Origin of the sequence: Pedococcus bigeumensis (assembly GCF_006438965.1) — a bacterium.
Classification (GTDB): domain Bacteria; phylum Actinomycetota; class Actinomycetes; order Actinomycetales; family Dermatophilaceae; genus Pedococcus; species Pedococcus bigeumensis_A.
Map to the genome: position 1 here is coordinate 61,622 of NZ_RCZM01000003.1, position 17,530 is coordinate 79,151.

At 69.7% G+C, this 17,530-nt stretch carries 16 protein-coding genes; 7 read left to right on the forward strand and 9 right to left on the reverse strand.

Features of this window, described 5'->3' with window-relative positions:
* Window positions 1-858 precede the first annotated feature (858 nt).
* Window positions 859-1,419 carry a GNAT family N-acetyltransferase gene (locus tag EAH86_RS08670; protein ID WP_140739225.1) on the reverse strand — a complete coding sequence of 187 codons (561 nt, stop codon included), beginning with the start codon at window positions 1,417-1,419 and terminating at the stop codon, window positions 859-861.
* A gap of 143 nt (window positions 1,420-1,562) precedes the next feature.
* Between EAH86_RS08670 and EAH86_RS08675 the strand changes: the two genes are divergently transcribed.
* Window positions 1,563-4,952: a PAS domain-containing hybrid sensor histidine kinase/response regulator gene (locus tag EAH86_RS08675; RefSeq protein ID WP_140739228.1), complete on the forward strand. Its 3,390-nt coding sequence runs from the start codon at window positions 1,563-1,565 to the stop codon at window positions 4,950-4,952.
* 185 nt (window positions 4,953-5,137) lie between these two features.
* On the opposite strand, the gene EAH86_RS08680 is transcribed toward EAH86_RS08675, so the two are convergent.
* The gene (locus EAH86_RS08680; protein ID WP_140739231.1) at window positions 5,138-5,530 is read right to left on the reverse strand and encodes a hypothetical protein; all 393 of its coding nucleotides are present in this window, start codon (window positions 5,528-5,530) and stop codon (window positions 5,138-5,140) included.
* A gap of 395 nt (window positions 5,531-5,925) precedes the next feature.
* Window positions 5,926-6,114 (reverse strand): BldC family transcriptional regulator, encoded by a 189-nt coding sequence (locus EAH86_RS08685; protein WP_140739234.1) that lies wholly within the window; start codon window positions 6,112-6,114, stop codon window positions 5,926-5,928.
* Window positions 6,115-6,315: 201 nt separating this feature from the next.
* Here EAH86_RS08685 and EAH86_RS08690 point away from each other — a divergent pair, with 201 nt between their 5' ends.
* The 4 genes from EAH86_RS08690 (at window position 6,316) to EAH86_RS08705 (ending at window position 10,017) form a co-directional block, all read left to right on the forward strand.
* Window positions 6,316-7,407 carry a Glu/Leu/Phe/Val dehydrogenase dimerization domain-containing protein gene (locus EAH86_RS08690; RefSeq protein WP_241668293.1) on the forward strand — a complete coding sequence of 364 codons (1,092 nt, stop codon included), beginning with the start codon at window positions 6,316-6,318 and terminating at the stop codon, window positions 7,405-7,407.
* A 173-nt stretch (window positions 7,408-7,580) separates the two neighbouring features.
* Window positions 7,581-7,778: a DUF3073 domain-containing protein gene (locus EAH86_RS08695; protein WP_140739237.1), complete on the forward strand. Its 198-nt coding sequence runs from the start codon at window positions 7,581-7,583 to the stop codon at window positions 7,776-7,778.
* A 200-nt stretch (window positions 7,779-7,978) separates the two neighbouring features.
* Window positions 7,979-9,469, forward strand: a complete 1,491-nt coding sequence (locus tag EAH86_RS08700; protein ID WP_140739239.1) for a purine-cytosine permease family protein — start codon at window positions 7,979-7,981, stop codon at window positions 9,467-9,469.
* Window positions 9,466-10,017, forward strand: a complete 552-nt coding sequence (locus EAH86_RS08705) for a cysteine hydrolase family protein (protein WP_140739242.1) — start codon at window positions 9,466-9,468, stop codon at window positions 10,015-10,017. Before EAH86_RS08700 ends, EAH86_RS08705 begins: the two co-directional genes overlap by 4 nt.
* Window positions 10,018-10,045: 28 nt before the next feature.
* Here EAH86_RS08705 and EAH86_RS08710 read toward each other — a convergent pair whose 3' ends face one another.
* From EAH86_RS08710 to EAH86_RS08735, 6 genes are all read right to left on the reverse strand, one after another.
* On the reverse strand, window positions 10,046-10,546 hold the full coding sequence (locus tag EAH86_RS08710; protein ID WP_140739245.1) for a hypothetical protein: 501 nt from the start codon (window positions 10,544-10,546) through the stop codon (window positions 10,046-10,048).
* Between the two features lie 35 nt (window positions 10,547-10,581).
* Entirely contained in the window at window positions 10,582-11,004 is a 423-nt protein-coding gene (locus EAH86_RS08715; RefSeq protein WP_140739248.1) for a hypothetical protein, read from the reverse strand.
* A 134-nt stretch (window positions 11,005-11,138) separates the two neighbouring features.
* Window positions 11,139-11,630 (reverse strand): hypothetical protein, encoded by a 492-nt coding sequence (locus EAH86_RS08720; protein WP_140739251.1) that lies wholly within the window; start codon window positions 11,628-11,630, stop codon window positions 11,139-11,141.
* A gap of 223 nt (window positions 11,631-11,853) precedes the next feature.
* Window positions 11,854-12,969 (reverse strand): phosphoribosylformylglycinamidine cyclo-ligase, encoded by a 1,116-nt coding sequence (purM, locus tag EAH86_RS08725; RefSeq protein ID WP_140739254.1) that lies wholly within the window; start codon window positions 12,967-12,969, stop codon window positions 11,854-11,856.
* A gap of 48 nt (window positions 12,970-13,017) precedes the next feature.
* Entirely contained in the window at window positions 13,018-14,577 is a 1,560-nt protein-coding gene (gene purF / locus EAH86_RS08730; protein ID WP_140739256.1) for an amidophosphoribosyltransferase, read from the reverse strand.
* Window positions 14,578-14,641: 64 nt separating this feature from the next.
* Window positions 14,642-14,866: a hypothetical protein gene (locus tag EAH86_RS08735; RefSeq protein WP_140739259.1), complete on the reverse strand. Its 225-nt coding sequence runs from the start codon at window positions 14,864-14,866 to the stop codon at window positions 14,642-14,644.
* An 81-nt stretch (window positions 14,867-14,947) separates the two neighbouring features.
* Between EAH86_RS08735 and EAH86_RS08740 the strand changes: the two genes are divergently transcribed.
* On the forward strand, window positions 14,948-16,609 hold the full coding sequence (locus EAH86_RS08740) for a molybdopterin-dependent oxidoreductase (protein WP_140739262.1): 1,662 nt from the start codon (window positions 14,948-14,950) through the stop codon (window positions 16,607-16,609).
* A gap of 280 nt (window positions 16,610-16,889) precedes the next feature.
* The gene (locus tag EAH86_RS08745) at window positions 16,890-17,525 is read left to right on the forward strand and encodes a fasciclin domain-containing protein (protein WP_140739264.1); all 636 of its coding nucleotides are present in this window, start codon (window positions 16,890-16,892) and stop codon (window positions 17,523-17,525) included.
* Window positions 17,526-17,530: the final 5 nt, after the last annotated feature.

Sequence of the window (17,530 nt, forward strand, 5' to 3'; positions counted from 1 at the left end):
GACGCTCAGGCCGGTAGCCCGGGTGTCCATCAACCTGCCGGGATCGAGTGCGGTGTAACCGGCGCCTGCAGGGAAATACCCGGACACGTCGACCGTGACGTCGACCCTGCCAGCCCCGTTGGCGAAGGTGATGGACCCCTGCGGTCCAACCTTCACGATGACGAGGTTCGCGGAGGTCTCACCCCTGCCGACGTTGAGGTTGGAGGCTCTCGGTGGCGCCCCTCCGGCCGGATACACGGTCAGGTACGTGTCGCTCGTGGGCTGCACGGCGGCGACGTTCACCACGACGGCTGAGACGCCGTCGGCCGGGACACCGCCCCGACCCAGGACGTGGAGACTGCGGGGGGTCGCGGCGCCGATCACCCCGGCCTTGGCCCCGACTCCGTCGACGGTCTGTCCAGACGCCCTGGTGTCCATCAGGCGAGCCGGCGTCAGGGGGACATAGGTCGGGCTCGTCGCCCCTGGGCTCGCCGACGCAGACACGGCCTGATCGGGTGCAGCCGCCGCCAGGGCGCTGGTACCAAGCACGCCCGGAAGGACCGGCAGGAGGAGCGCGAGAGGGACAACAGAGCCCAGGACCACACGAGCTCGGCTGCGCTGGCCGCCCATCCATCACCCCCACAGGTGCCGCACCCCGCGTGCGACGGGCCATCGTTGCACGGGGCCACCGCGGCGCAGCGACGTTTGGGGACAATTCGACACGGACGGACGAGGCCGATGGCGGCCCCGATCGGCAGTTCGTCGCCGTCTTCGCCGAGATCGACGGCCTTTATGTCGGGAAGCTGCTCTACGTCAACGCCGGCGAGTCCCTGAGCTTGCAGCTGCACCACGAGAAGACGTCAGGCGGCGGTCCGTGCGTCAGAGCCGTCTCGTCGTGAACAGGGTGGTCCCGTGGACGACATCCAGCTCCTTGCGCCCGGTCTCGGTGAACCCGAGCTTGGCGAGGACACGGCGAGAGGGCGTGTTCCACTCCCAGACCGTGGCCCACACACGTTCGTATCCGGACGATCTCGCCCAGTCCAGGACCGCCAGCGAGGCCTCGGTCGCGTACCCCTGACGCCAGAATCGGCGCAGCATCTCGAACGCCAGTTCCGGTTCGTCCTCCGCCCCCCTGCCACTGTCGACCAGCCCGCAATAGCCGAGGACCTCCCGATCGGCCCTCCGCTCGACCGCCAGCAGGCCGATCGACGATGTCTGGTTGGCGCGGATCAAGTCCTCGAGCTCCGCGACCGTGGGGTGTCCGGTCGCGTCGATTCGACGATGCGGCGGCACTCGTGGATCACGCTCGGTCCACAGCTCCCACTGAACGACGGCTTCGGCCACCCGCCACGGTCTGAGCCACAGGCGATCCGTCTCGAGCACGACGTCGGGGCGCGCGGGGTCGCATGATCCGCCCCCCGGAGTCGCTCCGTCTGCCATGACAGCACCCTCTCACCGCCGACGCTACGTCGTTCCCGACCCCCGCAGCGTCATCGTGCGGCCACCCGGACAGCTCCCGCGGCCGACCTCGGCCCACCGGTTTCGGGGCGAATCGAGTGTTTGAGTGGGCTTCCGTGCATCTGATGAAGGAAGATCACTGGGTGCAGGATCCGCAGACTCGCGACCTCGGTGCCGTCGGCGATACGTCCGGCCTCGGCGACCGCCTGGACCCAGGCGACCTCAGCCGATGGCTGATCGAGGCCTCCCCTGACGGCCTGTGGGTGTTCGATGCCGAGGGCAACACGGTGCTCGGCAACGCGCGGTTGGCAGAGATGCTGGGTCGCACGGCCGCGGAGATGGAGGGGCTGTCCGTCTTCGAGACCCTCGACGAGACCGGACAGGCGCAGTTCGCCGACCACCTGCGTGGGCTCGAGTCCACCAGCGAGCCCGGCAGCAACCTCGAGTGCAGCCTGCTGCGCAAGGACGGCGAGCGGTTCTGGGCGCTGGTCAGCCACAGCCCCATCAAGGACGACGACGGCAACCACGTCGGCTGGTTGCACCGTGTCACCGAGTACAGCCAGCAGCGGCGTCTGATCGACACCCTGCAACGCCGCGAGGCGCAGCTCGCCGAGGCTCAGCACATCGCCAAGATCGGCAGCTGGGAGTGGGACGTCGTCAGCGACGTCGTGTCGTGGTCCGACGAGCTGTACCGCATCTACGGCCTCGAGCCCGGCACGGACTTCGCGCCGAACTACCAGGGGTTCCTCGACCGGATGCACCCCGACGACCGGGACGGCGTCGAAGCCGCCATCACCCGCGCCCTAGAGGAGACCGACGAGTTCGTCTTCGACGCCCGGATCTCCCGGAAGGACGGGTCGCTGGCGTGGATCCGCGGCCGGGGCCGGGTCGCCAGGGACGAGACCGGTGCGGTGGCACGCATGGGTGGCACGTCGCAGGACATCACCGAGACCAAGGACGCCGAGCAGGCGTTGGCACTGCTGACCTCGATGGCGACCGCGGCCAACGAGGCGACCACCCTGGCCGAGGTCATCCCCAAGATCCTCCTGGACGTGGCGCGGCATACCGGATGGCAGCCGGTGGCTGTCTGGTTGGTCAACGCCGACGGCGACCTCGAACCCTTCCCCGGTGAGACGCGAGACGTGCCGGAGCAGGACCTCGCCGAGGCGACCCGGATCGCCCACGAGGCGGTCGAGTCGCACGGCCTGAGCGCGTCGCTGACCACGGAGGGCACCAGCCTCGTCGCGGCGCCGGTCGTGGCCGGAGAGCGCGTTGCCTGCGTCATCGTCATGGACACCCGCGCCAACACCGCGCCGACCGACTCCGACGGGCTGACCGTGGGTCGGGCCACCGCGATCTTCGCCCGCGTCGCCGAGCGTGAGCTGGCCGCGGAGCGTCTCGAGCAGGCCCGCGACAAGGCGATGAGTGCGTCGATGGCCAAGTCAGAGTTCCTCGCGACGATGAGCCACGAGATCCGGACCCCGCTCAACGGCGTGATCGGGCTGTCGGAGCTGTTGGGGCGGACCGAGCTCACCGCTCACCAGAAAAGGCTTGCCGACGGCATCGACGGGGCGGGCCGCAGCCTGCTGTCGCTGGTCAACGACATCCTCGACCTGTCCAAGATCGAGGCCGGGCGGCTCGACCTCGAAGCCGTGGACTTCGACCCGCGCGCCATCGTCGAGCAGAGCACCACGATGATGGCCGAGCGCGCCCGCGCCAAGGACCTCGAGCTCGCTGTGACCTGCCACCCCGACGTCCCTGCCGCCGTGAGCGGTGACCCGGTCCGGTTCGGCCAGGTGATCTCCAACCTCACCTCCAACGCGGTCAAGTTCACCACCAGCGGCGAGGTCGTCGTCCGCGCGATGCTCGAGACCATCGAGGAGCCCAGCCAGTCCGGCTCCTCCGACGCGTCCGGCTCCTCCGAGGCGTCCGGCTCCTCCGACGCGTCCGGCGAACGCCGCGAGCCCGGGGAGGCAGAAACCTCGGGCAGCTCCGACGGCGGCGGCATCGTCCTGCGCGTCGAGGTCAGCGACACCGGCTCCGGCATGACCGCCGAGGTCCAGGAACGGCTGTTCACCGCGTTCTCCCAAGGCGACAGCTCCACGACCCGCGAGTACGGCGGCACCGGTCTCGGTCTGGCCATCAGCCGCCAGATCGTCGAGGCGATGGGCGGCGAGATCGGGGTCAACAGCGAACCGGGGTCCGGGAGCACCTTCTGGTTCACCGCCCGGTTCGCCCCGGCGACCGAGACCGAGCGTGAGCAGCCGCCGCTGCCGGCGGTGGAGGGTCTGCACATCCTGGTCGTCGACGACAACGAGACCAACCGGTTCATCCTCGAGGAGCAGCTCGCCGGCTGGCGGATCGAAGCGGCCCTCGCCTCCTCGGGCGTCGAAGGCCTCGGCCTCCTCGACGACGCCCACCGCAAGGGCACACCCTTCGACGTCGTGCTGCTCGACTACGTCATGCCCGGCGTCAACGGCGAGCAGTTCGCCCGGATGGTGCGCGGCGACGGCCGGTTCGGCGACACCCGGATCATCCTGCTCACCTCCGCGATGGACCTCGACCCGACCGTCCTGACCGCCGCCGGCATCGACGTGTCGCTCACCAAGCCGGTGCTGCCGTCCAGCCTGCTCGACACCCTCGCCAACGTGGCAGGGGACCGGGCCGAGTCCCAGCCCGCCGCGGCGGTCGGCCGACTCGACCGCATCCCGATCGGCACCCGCGGCCGGATCCTCGTCGTGGAGGACAACGAGGTGAACCAGCTGGTGGCGGTCGGCATCCTCGAGAGCCTCGGGTATGCCGTGGACGTCGCCGAGAACGGGCTGGCCGGCTACTACTCGTTCCAGTCCGCCGACGGGAACTACGACGCCGTCCTGATGGACTGCCAGATGCCGCAGATGGACGGCTATGACGCGACTCGCATGATCCGCTCGTTCGAGGACGACCAGTACCGCACCCCGATCATCGCGATGACCGCGGCAGCGATCGCCGGCGAGCGCGAGCGGTGCCTCGAGTCGGGGATGGACGACTTCCTCACCAAACCGGTCGACGTGACGCTGCTGCGCGAGACCCTGGACCGCTGGGTCCCTGCCGACGGCGGCCACGGGACCGAGGCCGAAGCCACGAGCAGCCGGCGGCTCGCGGCCCGCGCCGACACCACGGTGCTGGACCCGTCGCGCCTCGAGGAGCTGCTCGACCTCGACCCCGGCGACCCCACCATGCTGCTCCGGTTCATCGACAGGTTCGGCCCCAACGCCCGGGCCACCCTGGCGACCATGCGCGACCACCGCGTGGCAGGTGCGGCGCACGAGCTGAGCCGTGCGGCGCACGGCCTCAAGGGCAGCGCCGCCAACCTGGGAGCGGCGCGACTCGCCGAGCTCTGCGCGGACGTCGAGCACCAGGGCGAGGACGGCGTGGTGGTCGACCAACCGGCGCTGGTGGCGGTCGAACGAGCGCTGGACGCAGCAGTGCGAGCCCTCGAGTCGTTCGCCGTCACCCTCCGACGTCTGACCTGAACGCCGCACGGGCAGCCCGGAGCCACCGGCACACCCGAAACCGCCGGCCATCTGTGTCGATGACCGGCGGTACGGGTTGAAAGGGACGTGCTCTTTCGGTGTTCCAGCACTCGTCTGGCTGAGGGACGGGAGCTGGGCCTTACTGTCGTGCGACCAGGCGCCGCAGGGGGTGGCGCCTGTCGCTGCTACGCCGGCTTTGCGCCGGTGTCGACACCCCGGTGCTGGGGTGCGCTGGTGAGGTACTGCCCTGTACGGGCACCGAGGGCGAGCCGGCGACGCACTTCGCGCATCAGCTCGTCGTTGGTGGCCAGCAGTACGGCCTCGGTGTGCTCGATGCCCCCGAGGACGGACAGGCCGCAGCCCTCCGCGGTCCGCAGCACGATCTCGCGGACGGAGACGCACAGCGCCCGGCTCAGGGCGAGCATCTCGTCGGGCTGGGGCCACTCCGGCAGGACCGGTGAGTCGAGGATCCCTTCGAGCGTCCACTCGTCCAGACCGGTACGAGTGGCGAGCGTGGCGCGACTCCAGCCGAGCACACGAAGCTGCTCCTGAAGGAAGGTGCCGAGGCTGTTGGTCACTGGGGCTCCAAAGGGGGTGAGAGGTCTACCCCTTGATGGAAGCGTGGATTTCGCCTTCAGAACATTAACTTTAACAAGCCTTGACCATTGGGTCGGCTGTTCGGTGGAGCGCCCATCCGCCTAAAGTTCAACGCCTCAAAACGGCATAAACCACCCTCCCGAATGCCGTTCCGGCACGTCGACTGGACGGCTCCAGGAAGCGGGCACGCGGCATACCGGTGCCTGGAGGATTGCCCCTGCGCGGGCGCGACAAAGCGGCGCAAACCAGGTCCGCGCGGAGTGGCCGTGCGAGAGGGGCGGAGAGGCGCGTTGTGCCCTGCGATGACACGCGCCGTCAGTGGTACCGCCTGTTGCGCGCCGGGCCCTGCTCCCGACGCGCTGGTCCTGAGGTGACGTCAGATGACGTCAGTGAGCAGCGCGCGAACCTCTACCTCGCGGTAGCGGCGGTGGCCGCCGAGCGTGCGGATGGAGTTGAGCTTGCCCGCTTTGGCCCAACGCGTCACTGTCTTGGGGTCTACCCGGAACAGCGATGCCACCTCCGCAGGCGTGAGCAACTTCTCGACCTCGGTGGTGCGAGTAACCATGACTAACTCCTAGTGCAGGGGACGTCCCTCCATAATCGGACAAGCGGGACCCTTTGGGAACATTCCCAACGGGTCATCCGATATGGCTCGTTGGGACTAGTCACAGGACCACTGCATGAGCGGGATTACCCTTGGAACCGGCGCGTGATCCGCGCCACCCTCCCCGCCACTGCGCCTCACCGAGCTCAAGGAGTCACCACCGTGACCGCGTCCTCGTCGCCCACCACCTCGATGTCCCAGCACGAACAAGTGGTCTTCTGCCACGACCGGACGACCGGCCTGCGGGCCATCATCGGGATCTACAGCACGGCCCTCGGGCCGGCCCTGGGCGGCACGCGGTTCTACCCGTACGAGAACGAGGACGCGGCGCTGGCCGACGTGCTGCGCCTGTCCAAGGGGATGGCCTACAAGAACGCCGTGGCCGGCCTGGACCTCGGCGGCGGCAAGGCCGTCATCATCGGCGACCCGGCGACGGACAAGACGCCGGACCTGTTGCGCGCCTATGGCCGGTTCGTCGAGTCGCTCGGCGGCCGCTACGTCACAGCCTGCGACGTGGGCACCTACGTGGCAGACATGGACATCGTGAGCGAGACGACCCGCTTCGCCACTGGCCGCTCCGAGGCCAACGGCGGTGCCGGCGACTCCTCCGTGCTCACGGCCTACGGCGTCTTCCAGGGTCAGCGCGCAGCCGCCCAGCACCTGTGGGGGCAGCCCACCCTCAAGGGCCGCACCGTCGGCATCGCCGGGGTCGGCAAGGTCGGGCGCATCCTGGCCGGGCACCTGCTCGACGACGGCGCCAAGGTCGTCGTGACCGACGTGAACGAGCAGGCACTGGCTGCCCTCACCGCCCAGCACCCCGAGATCGAGGTCGTGCCCGACACAGCGACCCTGGTGACGTCCGACATCGACGTCTACGCGCCCTGTGCGCTCGGAGGTGCTCTGGACGACACCACGGTCGAGGCCCTGCGGGCCACCGTCGTGTGCGGCGGCGCCAACAACCAGCTGGTCGTCGAGGGCGAGGGCGGCACGGCTGACCGGCTCCGCGAGCGCGGCATCACCTACGCGCCTGACTTCCTGGTCAACGCGGGCGGGGTGATCCAAGTCAGTGACGAGCTGCACGGGTTCGACTTCGAGCGCGCCAAGAAGGGCGCCACGGCGATCTTCGACCACACCCTCGAGGTGCTCGAGACAGCCGACGCCCGCAGCATCACCCCCGCGGCGGCGGCCGACCACATCGCCGAGGAGCGGATGGCGGCCAGGCAGGCTGCCGGGATCTGGCTGCCTGCCCGCTGACCCACCTTTTCACGCAGTGAGACGTGGGTCTCGCCGCAGAACTTGCATCGCTCATGTAGCGTTGACCTCACGACAAATACACGATTCCCGGGACCGCTCCGCGGAGTCGAGGCACCGACAAGGTGACTTGGCTAGGCGATGCCGTCCCGGCAGACGCATGAGGGGGTCACGCCATGGGGCGCGGCCGGGCCAAAGCCAAGCAGACCAAGGTCGCTCGGGAGCTGAAGTACTTCTCTCCCAACACCGACCTGACGGCGCTTGAGCGAGAACTGCACGGGTCCTCCTACGCGGAGCCGGAACCTGTTTCCGACAGCTCCGTGGGCGAGGACGAGTACGACGAATACGGAAAGTGGGCCTCTGGTCAGCAATGACCTGATGTCCTGACTGACCTCCACCTCATGCGCGGGCCCTCGGGCTCGTGTGTCACCTCCGCCGCGCCGCGGCGTGCGGCCATGGCTGCATGCCGCGGCGTTGCCGTGTCGCCGACCTCCACGACCGCGGGAGTGACCGCTCCGGCCGGCGTGTGCCGTGCTGCCACGCCCGGACGACGGCCGCGGTCTACGCTCGCGTCATGAGCACAGACACGCGCGCCGAGACCCAGCGCCTTGGTGTGGAGACCACTGGTATCGAGATCATCGACGAGGCCGATCGGACGGCCAAGCCGAAAGACCTCTTCTGGCCCTGGTTCGCGGCCAACGTCTCGGTTTTCGGGATCAGCTACGCCGGCTTCGTGCTCGGCTTCAAGATCTCGTTCTGGCAGTCCGTGCTCGTCACGGTCGTCGGCGTCGTCGTGTCGTTCCTGCTCTGCGGACTCATCGCGATCGCCGGCAAACGCGGCTCGGCACCGACGATGATCCTGTCCCGCTCGGCGTTCGGCGTCACCGGACAGAAGGTGCCGGGGGTGATCTCCTGGCTGACCTCGATCGGGTGGGAGACCTTCCTGGCGATCCTCGCGACGCTGGCCACCGCAACGATCTTCAAGCAGCTCGGCTGGGGTGGCGGCACCGGCACCAAGATCGTGGCGTGCGTCGTCGTCGCCGCGCTCATCGTGGCCGCCTCGGTGGCGGGCTACCACATCATCATGAAGATGCAGTCGTACCTGACGTGGATCACGGGGATCGCGACGATTGCCTACATCGCGCTCACCATCGACGACGTCAAGATGGATGCCGTCAACGCGCTGCCGAGCGGGTCCAGCCAGCAGGTGGTCGGCGCCCTGGTCCTGGTGATGACCGGCTTCGGACTGGGCTGGATCAACATCGCGGCCGACTGGTCGCGCTACCAGCGCCGCGACGCCTCGGGCGCGTCCATCGTCGCCTGGAACACCTTCGGCGGAGCCCTCGCGCCCGTCGTCCTGGTCATCTACGGACTGCTCCTGGCGGGGTCCGACGAGAAGCTGCGCGACGGCATCCAGACTGACCCGATCGGCACCCTCGCCACGATCCTGCCGACGTGGTTCCTGCTGCCGTTCCTCGTGGCGGCGATCCTCGCGCTGGTCAGTGGCGCTGTGCTCGGCATCTACTCGTCTGGGCTCACCCTGCTGTCCCTCGGTGTGCGCATCCCCCGGACCCGGGCGGCCTTCGTCGACGGTGTCATCCTCACGGTGGGGACGATCTGGGTGGTCTTCTTCGCGAAGAGCTTCATCAACCCGTTCCAGTCGTTCCTCATCACGCTCGGCGTCCCCCTGGCGGCGTGGGCGGGGATCATGATCGCCGACCTCGTGCTGCGCAAGCGGGACTACGACGACGACGCGTTGTTCGACCCGAACGGCCGCTACGGCCGCTGGGACTGGACCTCGATCGGCATCATGGTCGTGGCGACCGTGCTGGGCTGGGGGCTGGTCGTCAACAGCTTCGCCGGTGACGCATCGTGGAACAACTGGCAGGGCTACCTGCTCGAGCCGCTCGGTCTGGGGAAGTTCGTCGACGACCCCGCGGGCCCCTACTGGGACGGCAACTGGCCCTACGCAAACCTCGGCGTGCTGCTCGCCCTCGTGCTTTCCTTCGTGCTGACCCTGGTCCTGCGGCGCGGCACGGTGCGTCGTCAGGAGGCCGGCACGTGACTGGTCGCCCCTGGTTCGTGGCGATCGACATGCAGCGGGTCTTCGGCGACCCCTCCAGCGCCTGGTGCGCTCCCCGGTATGCCGCGGCCGCGACCAACGTGGTCCGGCTCGCGTCCCGCTTCGGTGACCGCGCGGTCTTCACCCGCTTCGTGGCACCGGCCGAGCCGACCGGGGCGTGGGTGCCGTACTACGAGGACTTCCCGTGGGCTCTTCAGCCGGCGGACAGCCGGCTGTACGAGCTGACCGACGATATCGCGGCCCAGGCGCAGACCACGGTCGCGGCCACGACGTTCGGCAAGTGGACCGCAGACCTGCGGGCGGTGGTCGGCGAGCAGCCGACGCTCGTCGTGGCCGGGGTGGCGACCGACTGCTGTGTCGTGTCAACGGTTCTGGCTGCGGCCGATGCTGGTGCGTCGATCACTGTGGTGACCGACGCCTGCGCCGGGTCGACGGACGACAACCACCAGAAGGCCGTGGACGTGATGGCCCTCTACGGACCGCTGGTCACGTTGGCGAGCACCGCAGAGGTACTCGCCAACCTCGCGTGACCAGCACCCGGCCAGAGCTGACGTCGGGCTAGAACCCGCCGCCGGCCCAGGGCTGCACCGCCATGGCATGGCTGTTGGCCAACGCCTTGGCCTCGGCACCCGCGTCCTCGAGCCTGGTCGTCTGCGGAGCACCGCCCTGGTCCACCCCCACGTAGGCGGGCTCCGGGTCGACACCGTCCCACGCGGCATACCCGGCGAAGCGGCCGAACATGGCCTCCGACTGGTTGACCGCCGAGGCGAGGGAGCGCAGCGTGGTCGGCTCACAGGAGTCGAGAAAGCCGCGCGGGTTGCGACGCTCGCCGATGCTGACCAGACGAGCCACGGCAGCCGTGTCACCGGGGCCGAGTCGCTGCCCCGACACCAGCCCGTCCTGCACCGCCGTCAGGACGTGGGCACGAGCCCCTTCGGTGAGGCGGTCGAGCGCCTCGTGGTGAGCGGCCTGCAGCGCGTCCAGCGGCGCGGTGCGGAGCAGGAAGCGGTACTGCCGGACCGTCTGGTCCTCCGACGCACGATCAGCGTTGTTCCCCATGCCTCATAGTAGGTGAGGTCGGGCTCCGTCACGGGCTAACCGGGCAGCTGCCTGCGCAGGGCGGGGTCAGGGTCGAGGCCGTCCCAGTCCTCGTGGCCCTCGAGCAGGGGCAGCGCGGCTGGCCTGCTGATGACCCGGTGGGCGAGCCGTTCGAGGGCTGCGTCGGTGAGCGCCGACACGAGGATGCCCGGGGTACGGGCCTCGCCGGCGGCGACGAGGTGGGCCAACCCGGCCACGTCGTCCACGGTGAGCTCCCGACCGCTGAGCAGGCGATCCTGCGCCGTCCGCAGGATGTGGGCGCGGATCAGTGGGTCGAGGGTGGCGATCGCCTCGCGGTGCAGGGTCTCGAGGGAGGCGAGGTCCGCCGTCCGAAGTAGATAGCGGTACTGCCGGACGTCGGGCCGCTCGACCGGGGCCAACGGCTCAACCGGACGCCGCCTGAACAGCGTGATGCTCACCTGACCGACGGTAGGCACCCGCGCGGTCAAAGGGCTCACCCAGAATGCGCTTTCGGACTCCCTCAGATGGTGGATCTCACCTGGGCTGTCGGGGTTTCGGGAGGCGGGAGAGCGGACGGGTTCTCGGCGCCTGCTCAGTGGCCACCGAAGGCGGTGTCCGGCGAGCTCGGCCCGCCCGCGAAGTTGCGGTAGAGCACGTGCGCCACCAGGGCGTCGTGCCAGTGCTCACCGAACCCGCCGTCGACCCACTCACCACCTTCGGTGAGCTCGGGTTCGGCACCGTCCCACGCGGCATACCCACCGAACCGGCCGAACATCGCCTCGGCGACGATGACCGCCTCCGCGAGGGGCAGTAGCACAGTCGCGGAGCAGGCACCCAGGAACTCACCCGGGCGGCGCCGCTCCCCCAGCGCGACGAGGTGGGCGATCGGTCGGACGTCGTCGGGCGACAGGCGCAGGCCCGCGACCAGACCGTCCTGCACGGCGCGCAGCACCATCGAGCGGCGGGACCGCGCCATCGGTGCGAGGACCTCGACATGCGCCTCCTCGAGGGCGTCGAGCGGGGCGGTACGCAGCAGGAAGCGGTACTGGCGCACCGACTGGTCCTCGCGCGATGGAGCCCACACAACCCGACGGTAACCCCGAGGCCGCCACCTGCGGAAGCCGCTGGAGGGCCCGGACGAGCGCCGCTCCAGCGTGCTCAGATCGGGGTGAACCCGAGCGCGATCGCAAACAGCGCGCCGCCGGTGACGACGCCCACCAGTCCCGCTCCCAGACCGGCCAGCCATCGCTGGGTCAACCCCTCGGGAGCGCGCGCCGGTTGCCGTCTGCCCGCATGGGATTGGGTACTCAGCTGGTGGGGTGGTCCCCGACCAGCTGCACCGCGCCGCCTTCGACGCCCTTGGCGCCGCGGACCACCTCGTGGCCACCGTCCACCGGCGCGTCCTCGGCTCCCGTGACCGCACCGATCACCCATGCAGGTATGCCGCGCCCCTCGAGCTCGCGGGTGGCGGCGTCGACCTGGTCGGCGGGGAGCATCGCCACGAAGCCGACGCCCATGTTGAGGGTGCGTTCGAGGTCGGCGCGGGGCACCTGGCCGAGGGCGCCGATCGTGGAGAACACCGCGGGCGGCGTCCAGGTCGAGCGGTCGAGCCGGGCGAAGACGTTGGGCGGCAGCACGCGAGCGAGGTTGGCGACGAGCCCGCCGCCGGTCACGTGGGAGAGGGCGTGCAGGTCGATGCCATCGGTGCGGATCAGGTCGAGGAGATCTGCTGAGTAGACCCGGGTCGGCGTGAGGAGCTCCTCGCCGAGGGTCTGGCCGAACTCCTCGACATGGCGGTCCAGCTGCCAGCCGGCCGCGCCAATCACCTTGCGCACCAACGAGTATCCGTTGGAGTGCAGACCGCTAGAGCCGAGCGCCAGGACCACGTCGCCGGCGACCACGCGGTCGGGACCCAGCACGTCGGCATACTCCACGACACCGGTGGCGGCACCCGCCACGTCGTACTCGTCGGGTTCCAGCAGCCCGGGGTGCTCGGCGGTCTCGCCACCCACGAGGGCGACCCGAGCCTGCTCGCAGGCGGCGGCGATGCCGGACACGATCGCGGCGATCCGCTCGGGCACGACCTTGCCCGTGGCGATGTAGTCGGTCATGAAGAGCGGTTCGGCTCCACACACCACGATGTCGTCGACGACCATGCCGACGAGGTCGAACCCGATCGTGTCGTGCCGGTCGAGCGCCTGCGCGATCGCGACCTTGGTCCCGACGCCGTCGGTGCTCGTCGCGAGGACGGGGCGGCTCATCCGCGCGATCGCCGAGGCGTCGAACATCCCGGCGAACCCGCCCAGACCCCCCAGGACTTCGGGACGGGTGGCCCGGCGCACCGAGGCCTTCATGAGCTCGACGGCCTTGTCACCGGCCTCGACGTCGACACCGGCGGAGGCATAGGTGATCGGCTCGCTCACGGGCCCAGCCTAGACGGGTACGACGGGGCGACCCGACGCGGTCCGGGGTCAGGGGCGGGTGAGGGCGTCCTCGGCGCCGCCGCGCACGCCGAACGAGACGCCGTCCACGTCGACGTCGCCCGAGCCGAGGTCGATCGGCAGGGTCTCGAAGAGGTTCTTGCCGAGCCGGCTCACGTCGGGCAGCTCGACCGGGTAGGAACCGGTGAAGCAGGCGGTGCAGAGGTTGGCCTTCGGCTGGTGGGTGGCCGAGACCATGCCCTCCTCGGAGATGTAGCCGAGCGAGTCGGCGCCGATCGAGGTGGCGATCTCCTCGACCGCGGCCCCGGTGGCGATCAGCTCCGCCCGGGTCGGGAAGTCGATGCCGAAGAAGCAGGGCCACTTGACCGGTGGAGCGGAGATCCGCAGGTGGACCTCGGCGGCCCCGGCCTCGCGCAGCATGCGGACCACCGCGCGCTGGGTGTTGCCGCGCACGATGGTGTCGTCCACGACCACCAGCCGCTTGCCCTTGATGACCTCGCGCAGTGGGTTGAGCTTGAGCCGGATCCCGAGCTGGCGGATGGTCTGGGACGGGGCGATGAAGGTGCGCCCGACGTAGGAGTTCTTGACCAGCCCCTGGCCGTAGGGGATGCCGGACTCCTGGGCGTAGCCGATCGCGGCCGGCGTCCCCGACTCGGGCGTCGGCATGACCATGTCGGCTTCGACCGGGTGCTCCCGGGCCAGGATCCGGCCCATCTCGACCCGGGCCTCGTGGACGCCGCGACCGTTGATCGTGGTGTCGGGGCGGGCCAGGTAGACGTACTCGAAGACGCAACCGCTGGGCTTGGCCTCCGCGAACCGCTGCGAACGTAGGCCGTCCTCGTCGATGGCGACCATCTCGCCGGGCTCGATCTCGCGGATCAGCGAGGCGCCGACGATGTCGAGCGCCGCGGTCTCCGAGGCCACCACCCAGCCACGCTCGAGTCGCCCGAGGACGAGCGGACGGAAGCCCTGGGGGTCGCGCGCGGCATACAGGGTGGTCTCGTCCATGAAGACGAAGCAGAAGGCGCCGTGCAGCTTGGGCAGGATGTCGAGCGCGGCAGCCTCGAGGGAGCGGTCGGGGTCGTCCGCGAGCAGGGCGGTGACCAGGGCGGTGTCGGTGGTGTTGCCCCGCAGCACCTCGCTGCCGCTGCTGCCGTAGCCGTCGGCCGCCCGCTCGGCCATCAGCTCGCGCAGCTCGGCCGAGTTGGTGAGGTTGCCGTTGTGGGCCAGGGCGACCGTGGACTCGGCGTGCCCTCCGAGGGTGGGCTGGGCGTTCTCCCAGGTGGAGCCCCCGGTCGTGGAGTAGCGGCAGTGCCCGACAGCCAGGTGTCCGCGCAGCGAGGCGAGCGATCGCTCGTTGAAGACCTGCGACACCAGCCCCATGTCCTTGTAGACCAGGATCGAGCGCCCGTCGGAGGTCGCGATCCCTGCCGACTCCTGCCCACGGTGCTGCAGGGCGTAGAGCCCGTAGTACGTCAGCTTGGCGACGTCCTCCCCTGGGGCCCAGACACCGAAGACCCCGCAGGCGTCCTGCGGGCCCTTCTCGCCGGGAAGCAGATCATGCGAGAGCTGTCCGTCGCCGCGTGCCACGTGACTCAGTCTCCCACAGAGCCGAGCCGCGCCACTCCAGGTGGCAGCCGCGTCGCTCCGGGTGTCAGTCGCGTCGGTCGAGCAGCACCGCGACGACCGCGGCGAGCAGCCCGAAGACGAACGCCCCAGCGACGCCCAGGAAGAGCACCGCACTGGTGACGCTGTAGTCGTGGCCGTAGGTCGTCCCGTCGTCACTGCGGTAGGCGATCAGCGAGCCGACGACGAACCCCAGGATGACTCCGGTCGCGATGAACGCGACGAAGTTCGGGTAGCGGCGGGTGGGTGGCACGTGCTCAACGCTACCTGCGTCACCACCTCGTAATAGGTCGGGGACCCCATCCGGGGAGGGGTGCGAGTACGAATAGCAGATATGGAACACAACTCACGTCCGCCCGGCACCAAGAGCCAACGCGTCAGGTATGCCGTCAGCGGCGTGCTCGCGGCGGCCGCCGGGATGGCGGTGGGTCACCTCGTCGCCGCGTTCGTGAACCCGGCGGCGTCGCCCGTGCTCGCGGTGGGCTCCACCGTCATCGACGCCACCCCGACGCCGATCAAGGAGTGGGCCGTCCGGAACTTCGGGACCGCCGACAAGCCGGTCCTGCTGGGCAGCGTGACTCTCGTTGTCGTCATCGCGGCCGCAGTCATCGGGCTGGTGTCACGCACCAAGCCGAGTCTGGCCAACATCCTCGTGGTCGGCTTGGCCGCACTCGCCGGCCTCGCCGCGTGGTTCCGCCCGGCCTCCGCGACGTTCGACATCGTCCCTGCGTTCGTGACCGCCATCGTCGGAGTCATCACCCTCACCGGCCTGCGAGCGCTCATCCCCAACCTGCCCACCCCCGGTGCGGCGACGGCCAGCGGCCCCACGAGCGGCGCCGCGGGGACCCCGGCGACCGCGGCGACCGCGGCTGGCAGGGCCAGCCCCGCGCAGGAGTCGCCCCTCGACCACACGGCATACGCGAAGGGGGCCAGCGCCACGCCGGCTCGCCGCAACTTCCTCATCGGCGCCGCCGGTGTCACGGTCGGAGCCGCCGCGCTCGGCACCCTGGGCCAGAAGCTCGCCGCCCCTGCCACGCCGCCGTCCTCGGTCGCGCTCCCGGAGCCACAGAACACGCTTGCGGCCCTCCCGACCGGGATCGAGGGCAAGGTCAAGGGCGTCAGCGCCTTCAGCACCCCACTCAACGACTTCTACCGGGTGGACACCGCGCTGGTCATCCCACGCATCGACGTCGACAAGTGGGTGCTGGAGATCGACGGAAAGGTCGACAAGAAGCTCTCGATCACGTTTGCCGAGCTGCTCAAGATGCCGATGATCGAGAAGGACATCACGCTCAACTGCGTCAGCAACGAGGTGGGGGGCCCCTACATCTCCTCCACCCGCTGGCTGGGTGTCCGTGTGCGCGACCTGCTCGAGCGCGCCGGAATCCAGGACGGGGTCGACCAGATCCTCAGCGAGTCCACCGACGGCATGACGATCTCGACCCCGGTCGAGGCCCTGACCGACGACCGCGACGCGCTGATCGCGGTGGCGATGAACGGCCAGCCGCTGCCCACCCGCCATGGTTTCCCTGCGCGAATGGTCACCCCCGGGCTCTACGGCTTCGTGGGTGCCACCAAGTGGTTGACCAAGCTCACGGCGACGACGTATGCCGCGGAGAAGGCCTACTGGACCAAGCGCGACTGGGCGATCGACGGCACCGTGAAGACGCAGGCGCGGATCGACACCCCCGCCGGACTCGCGACCTACAAGCCCGGCAAGGTCGCCATCGGCGGTGTCGCCTGGGCTCAGCTCCGTGGCATCAAGGAGGTCGAGGTGCGCGTCGACAACGGCCCGTGGCAGAAGGCCACCCTCGGCCCGGATGGCGGCACCGACTACTGGCGTCAGTGGTTCTGGGTGTGGGACGCGACGACCGGACGGCACGACCTGACCGTGCGGGCAACCGACGGCACCGGCCAGGTGCAGACCAAGGATCGGGCCGACCCCTTCCCCGGTGGCGCATCCGGCTGGCACTCGATCGTCGTCCTCGTCTCCTGAACTTCTGCGGGTGGAGCCGCCCCCCCGGCTCGGCTCCGCCCGCAGTCCCGCCGTCCCGGCGCCGCACGTCTGGTCGTGCGGCGCCGGGATCTCTCCGTTCACGGTCCGACCGAAAGCTCCCGGTCGGGCCGTGAGCTCGTGCTGCGTTCGCCACGAGTCACGTACGCGTGGCTGCGGCACGAATCATGCACTGGCAGAAAAAGATTCGGGCTGGCCAATCCACCCGCGGGGCAGGTCCGAATATCGGGTGTCAGACAGTCCACAACAAGGAGCCACCATCATGCGACTCGCACGCCGCAGCACCATTGCTGCCCTCAGCCTCGCCCTTCCGCTCAGCCTCGCTGCCTGTGGGAACTCCGGTTCCGACGACACCGCGGCCTCCAGCGCCTCGTCCGCCCCGAGCTCGTCCAGCTCCAGCTCCTCGAGCACGACCGAGGACATGGCTGCCAAGCCGTTCGGTGCCGGTTGCGCCGCAGTTCCCACCTCGGGCAAGGGTTCGTTCTCCGGCATGGCCACCGACCCGGTCGCCACCGCCGCCAGCAACAACCCCGCACTGTCCACCCTGGTCACCGCGGTGACCGAGGCCGGCCTCGGCGAGACCCTCAACTCGGCCAAGGACATCACCGTCTTCGCCCCCAGCAACGACGCCTTCGCTGCTGTCCCGAAGGCCACGATGGACGCCGCGATGAAGGACCCGAAGGGTCTGCTCACCAAGGTGCTCACCAACCACGTGGTCCCCGAGAAGCTCACCCCGGAGATGCTCGCCGGTGACCACAAGACCCTCGGCGGCGGCACCATCACAGTGGCCGGCTCCGGTGAGGACTTCACCGTCGGCAAGGCCAAGATCATCTGCGGCAACGTGCAGACGGCGAACGCCACGGTCTACATCATCGACGGCGTTCTTCTCCCGAGCTGATCTGA

Coding starts and splice junctions, on each gene's coding strand:
- EAH86_RS08670 (WP_140739225.1), bottom strand. CDS start 1,419: ATGGCAGACGGAGCGACTCCGGGGGGCGGATCATGCGACCCCGCGCGC.
- EAH86_RS08675 (WP_140739228.1), top strand. CDS start 1,563: ATGAAGGAAGATCACTGGGTGCAGGATCCGCAGACTCGCGACCTCGGT.
- EAH86_RS08685 (WP_140739234.1), bottom strand. CDS start 6,114: ATGGTTACTCGCACCACCGAGGTCGAGAAGTTGCTCACGCCTGCGGAG.
- EAH86_RS08695 (WP_140739237.1), top strand. CDS start 7,581: ATGGGGCGCGGCCGGGCCAAAGCCAAGCAGACCAAGGTCGCTCGGGAG.
- EAH86_RS08700 (WP_140739239.1), top strand. CDS start 7,979: ATGAGCACAGACACGCGCGCCGAGACCCAGCGCCTTGGTGTGGAGACC.
- EAH86_RS08710 (WP_140739245.1), bottom strand. CDS start 10,546: ATGGGGAACAACGCTGATCGTGCGTCGGAGGACCAGACGGTCCGGCAG.
- EAH86_RS08740 (WP_140739262.1), top strand. CDS start 14,948: ATGGAACACAACTCACGTCCGCCCGGCACCAAGAGCCAACGCGTCAGG.
- EAH86_RS08745 (WP_140739264.1), top strand. CDS start 16,890: ATGCGACTCGCACGCCGCAGCACCATTGCTGCCCTCAGCCTCGCCCTT.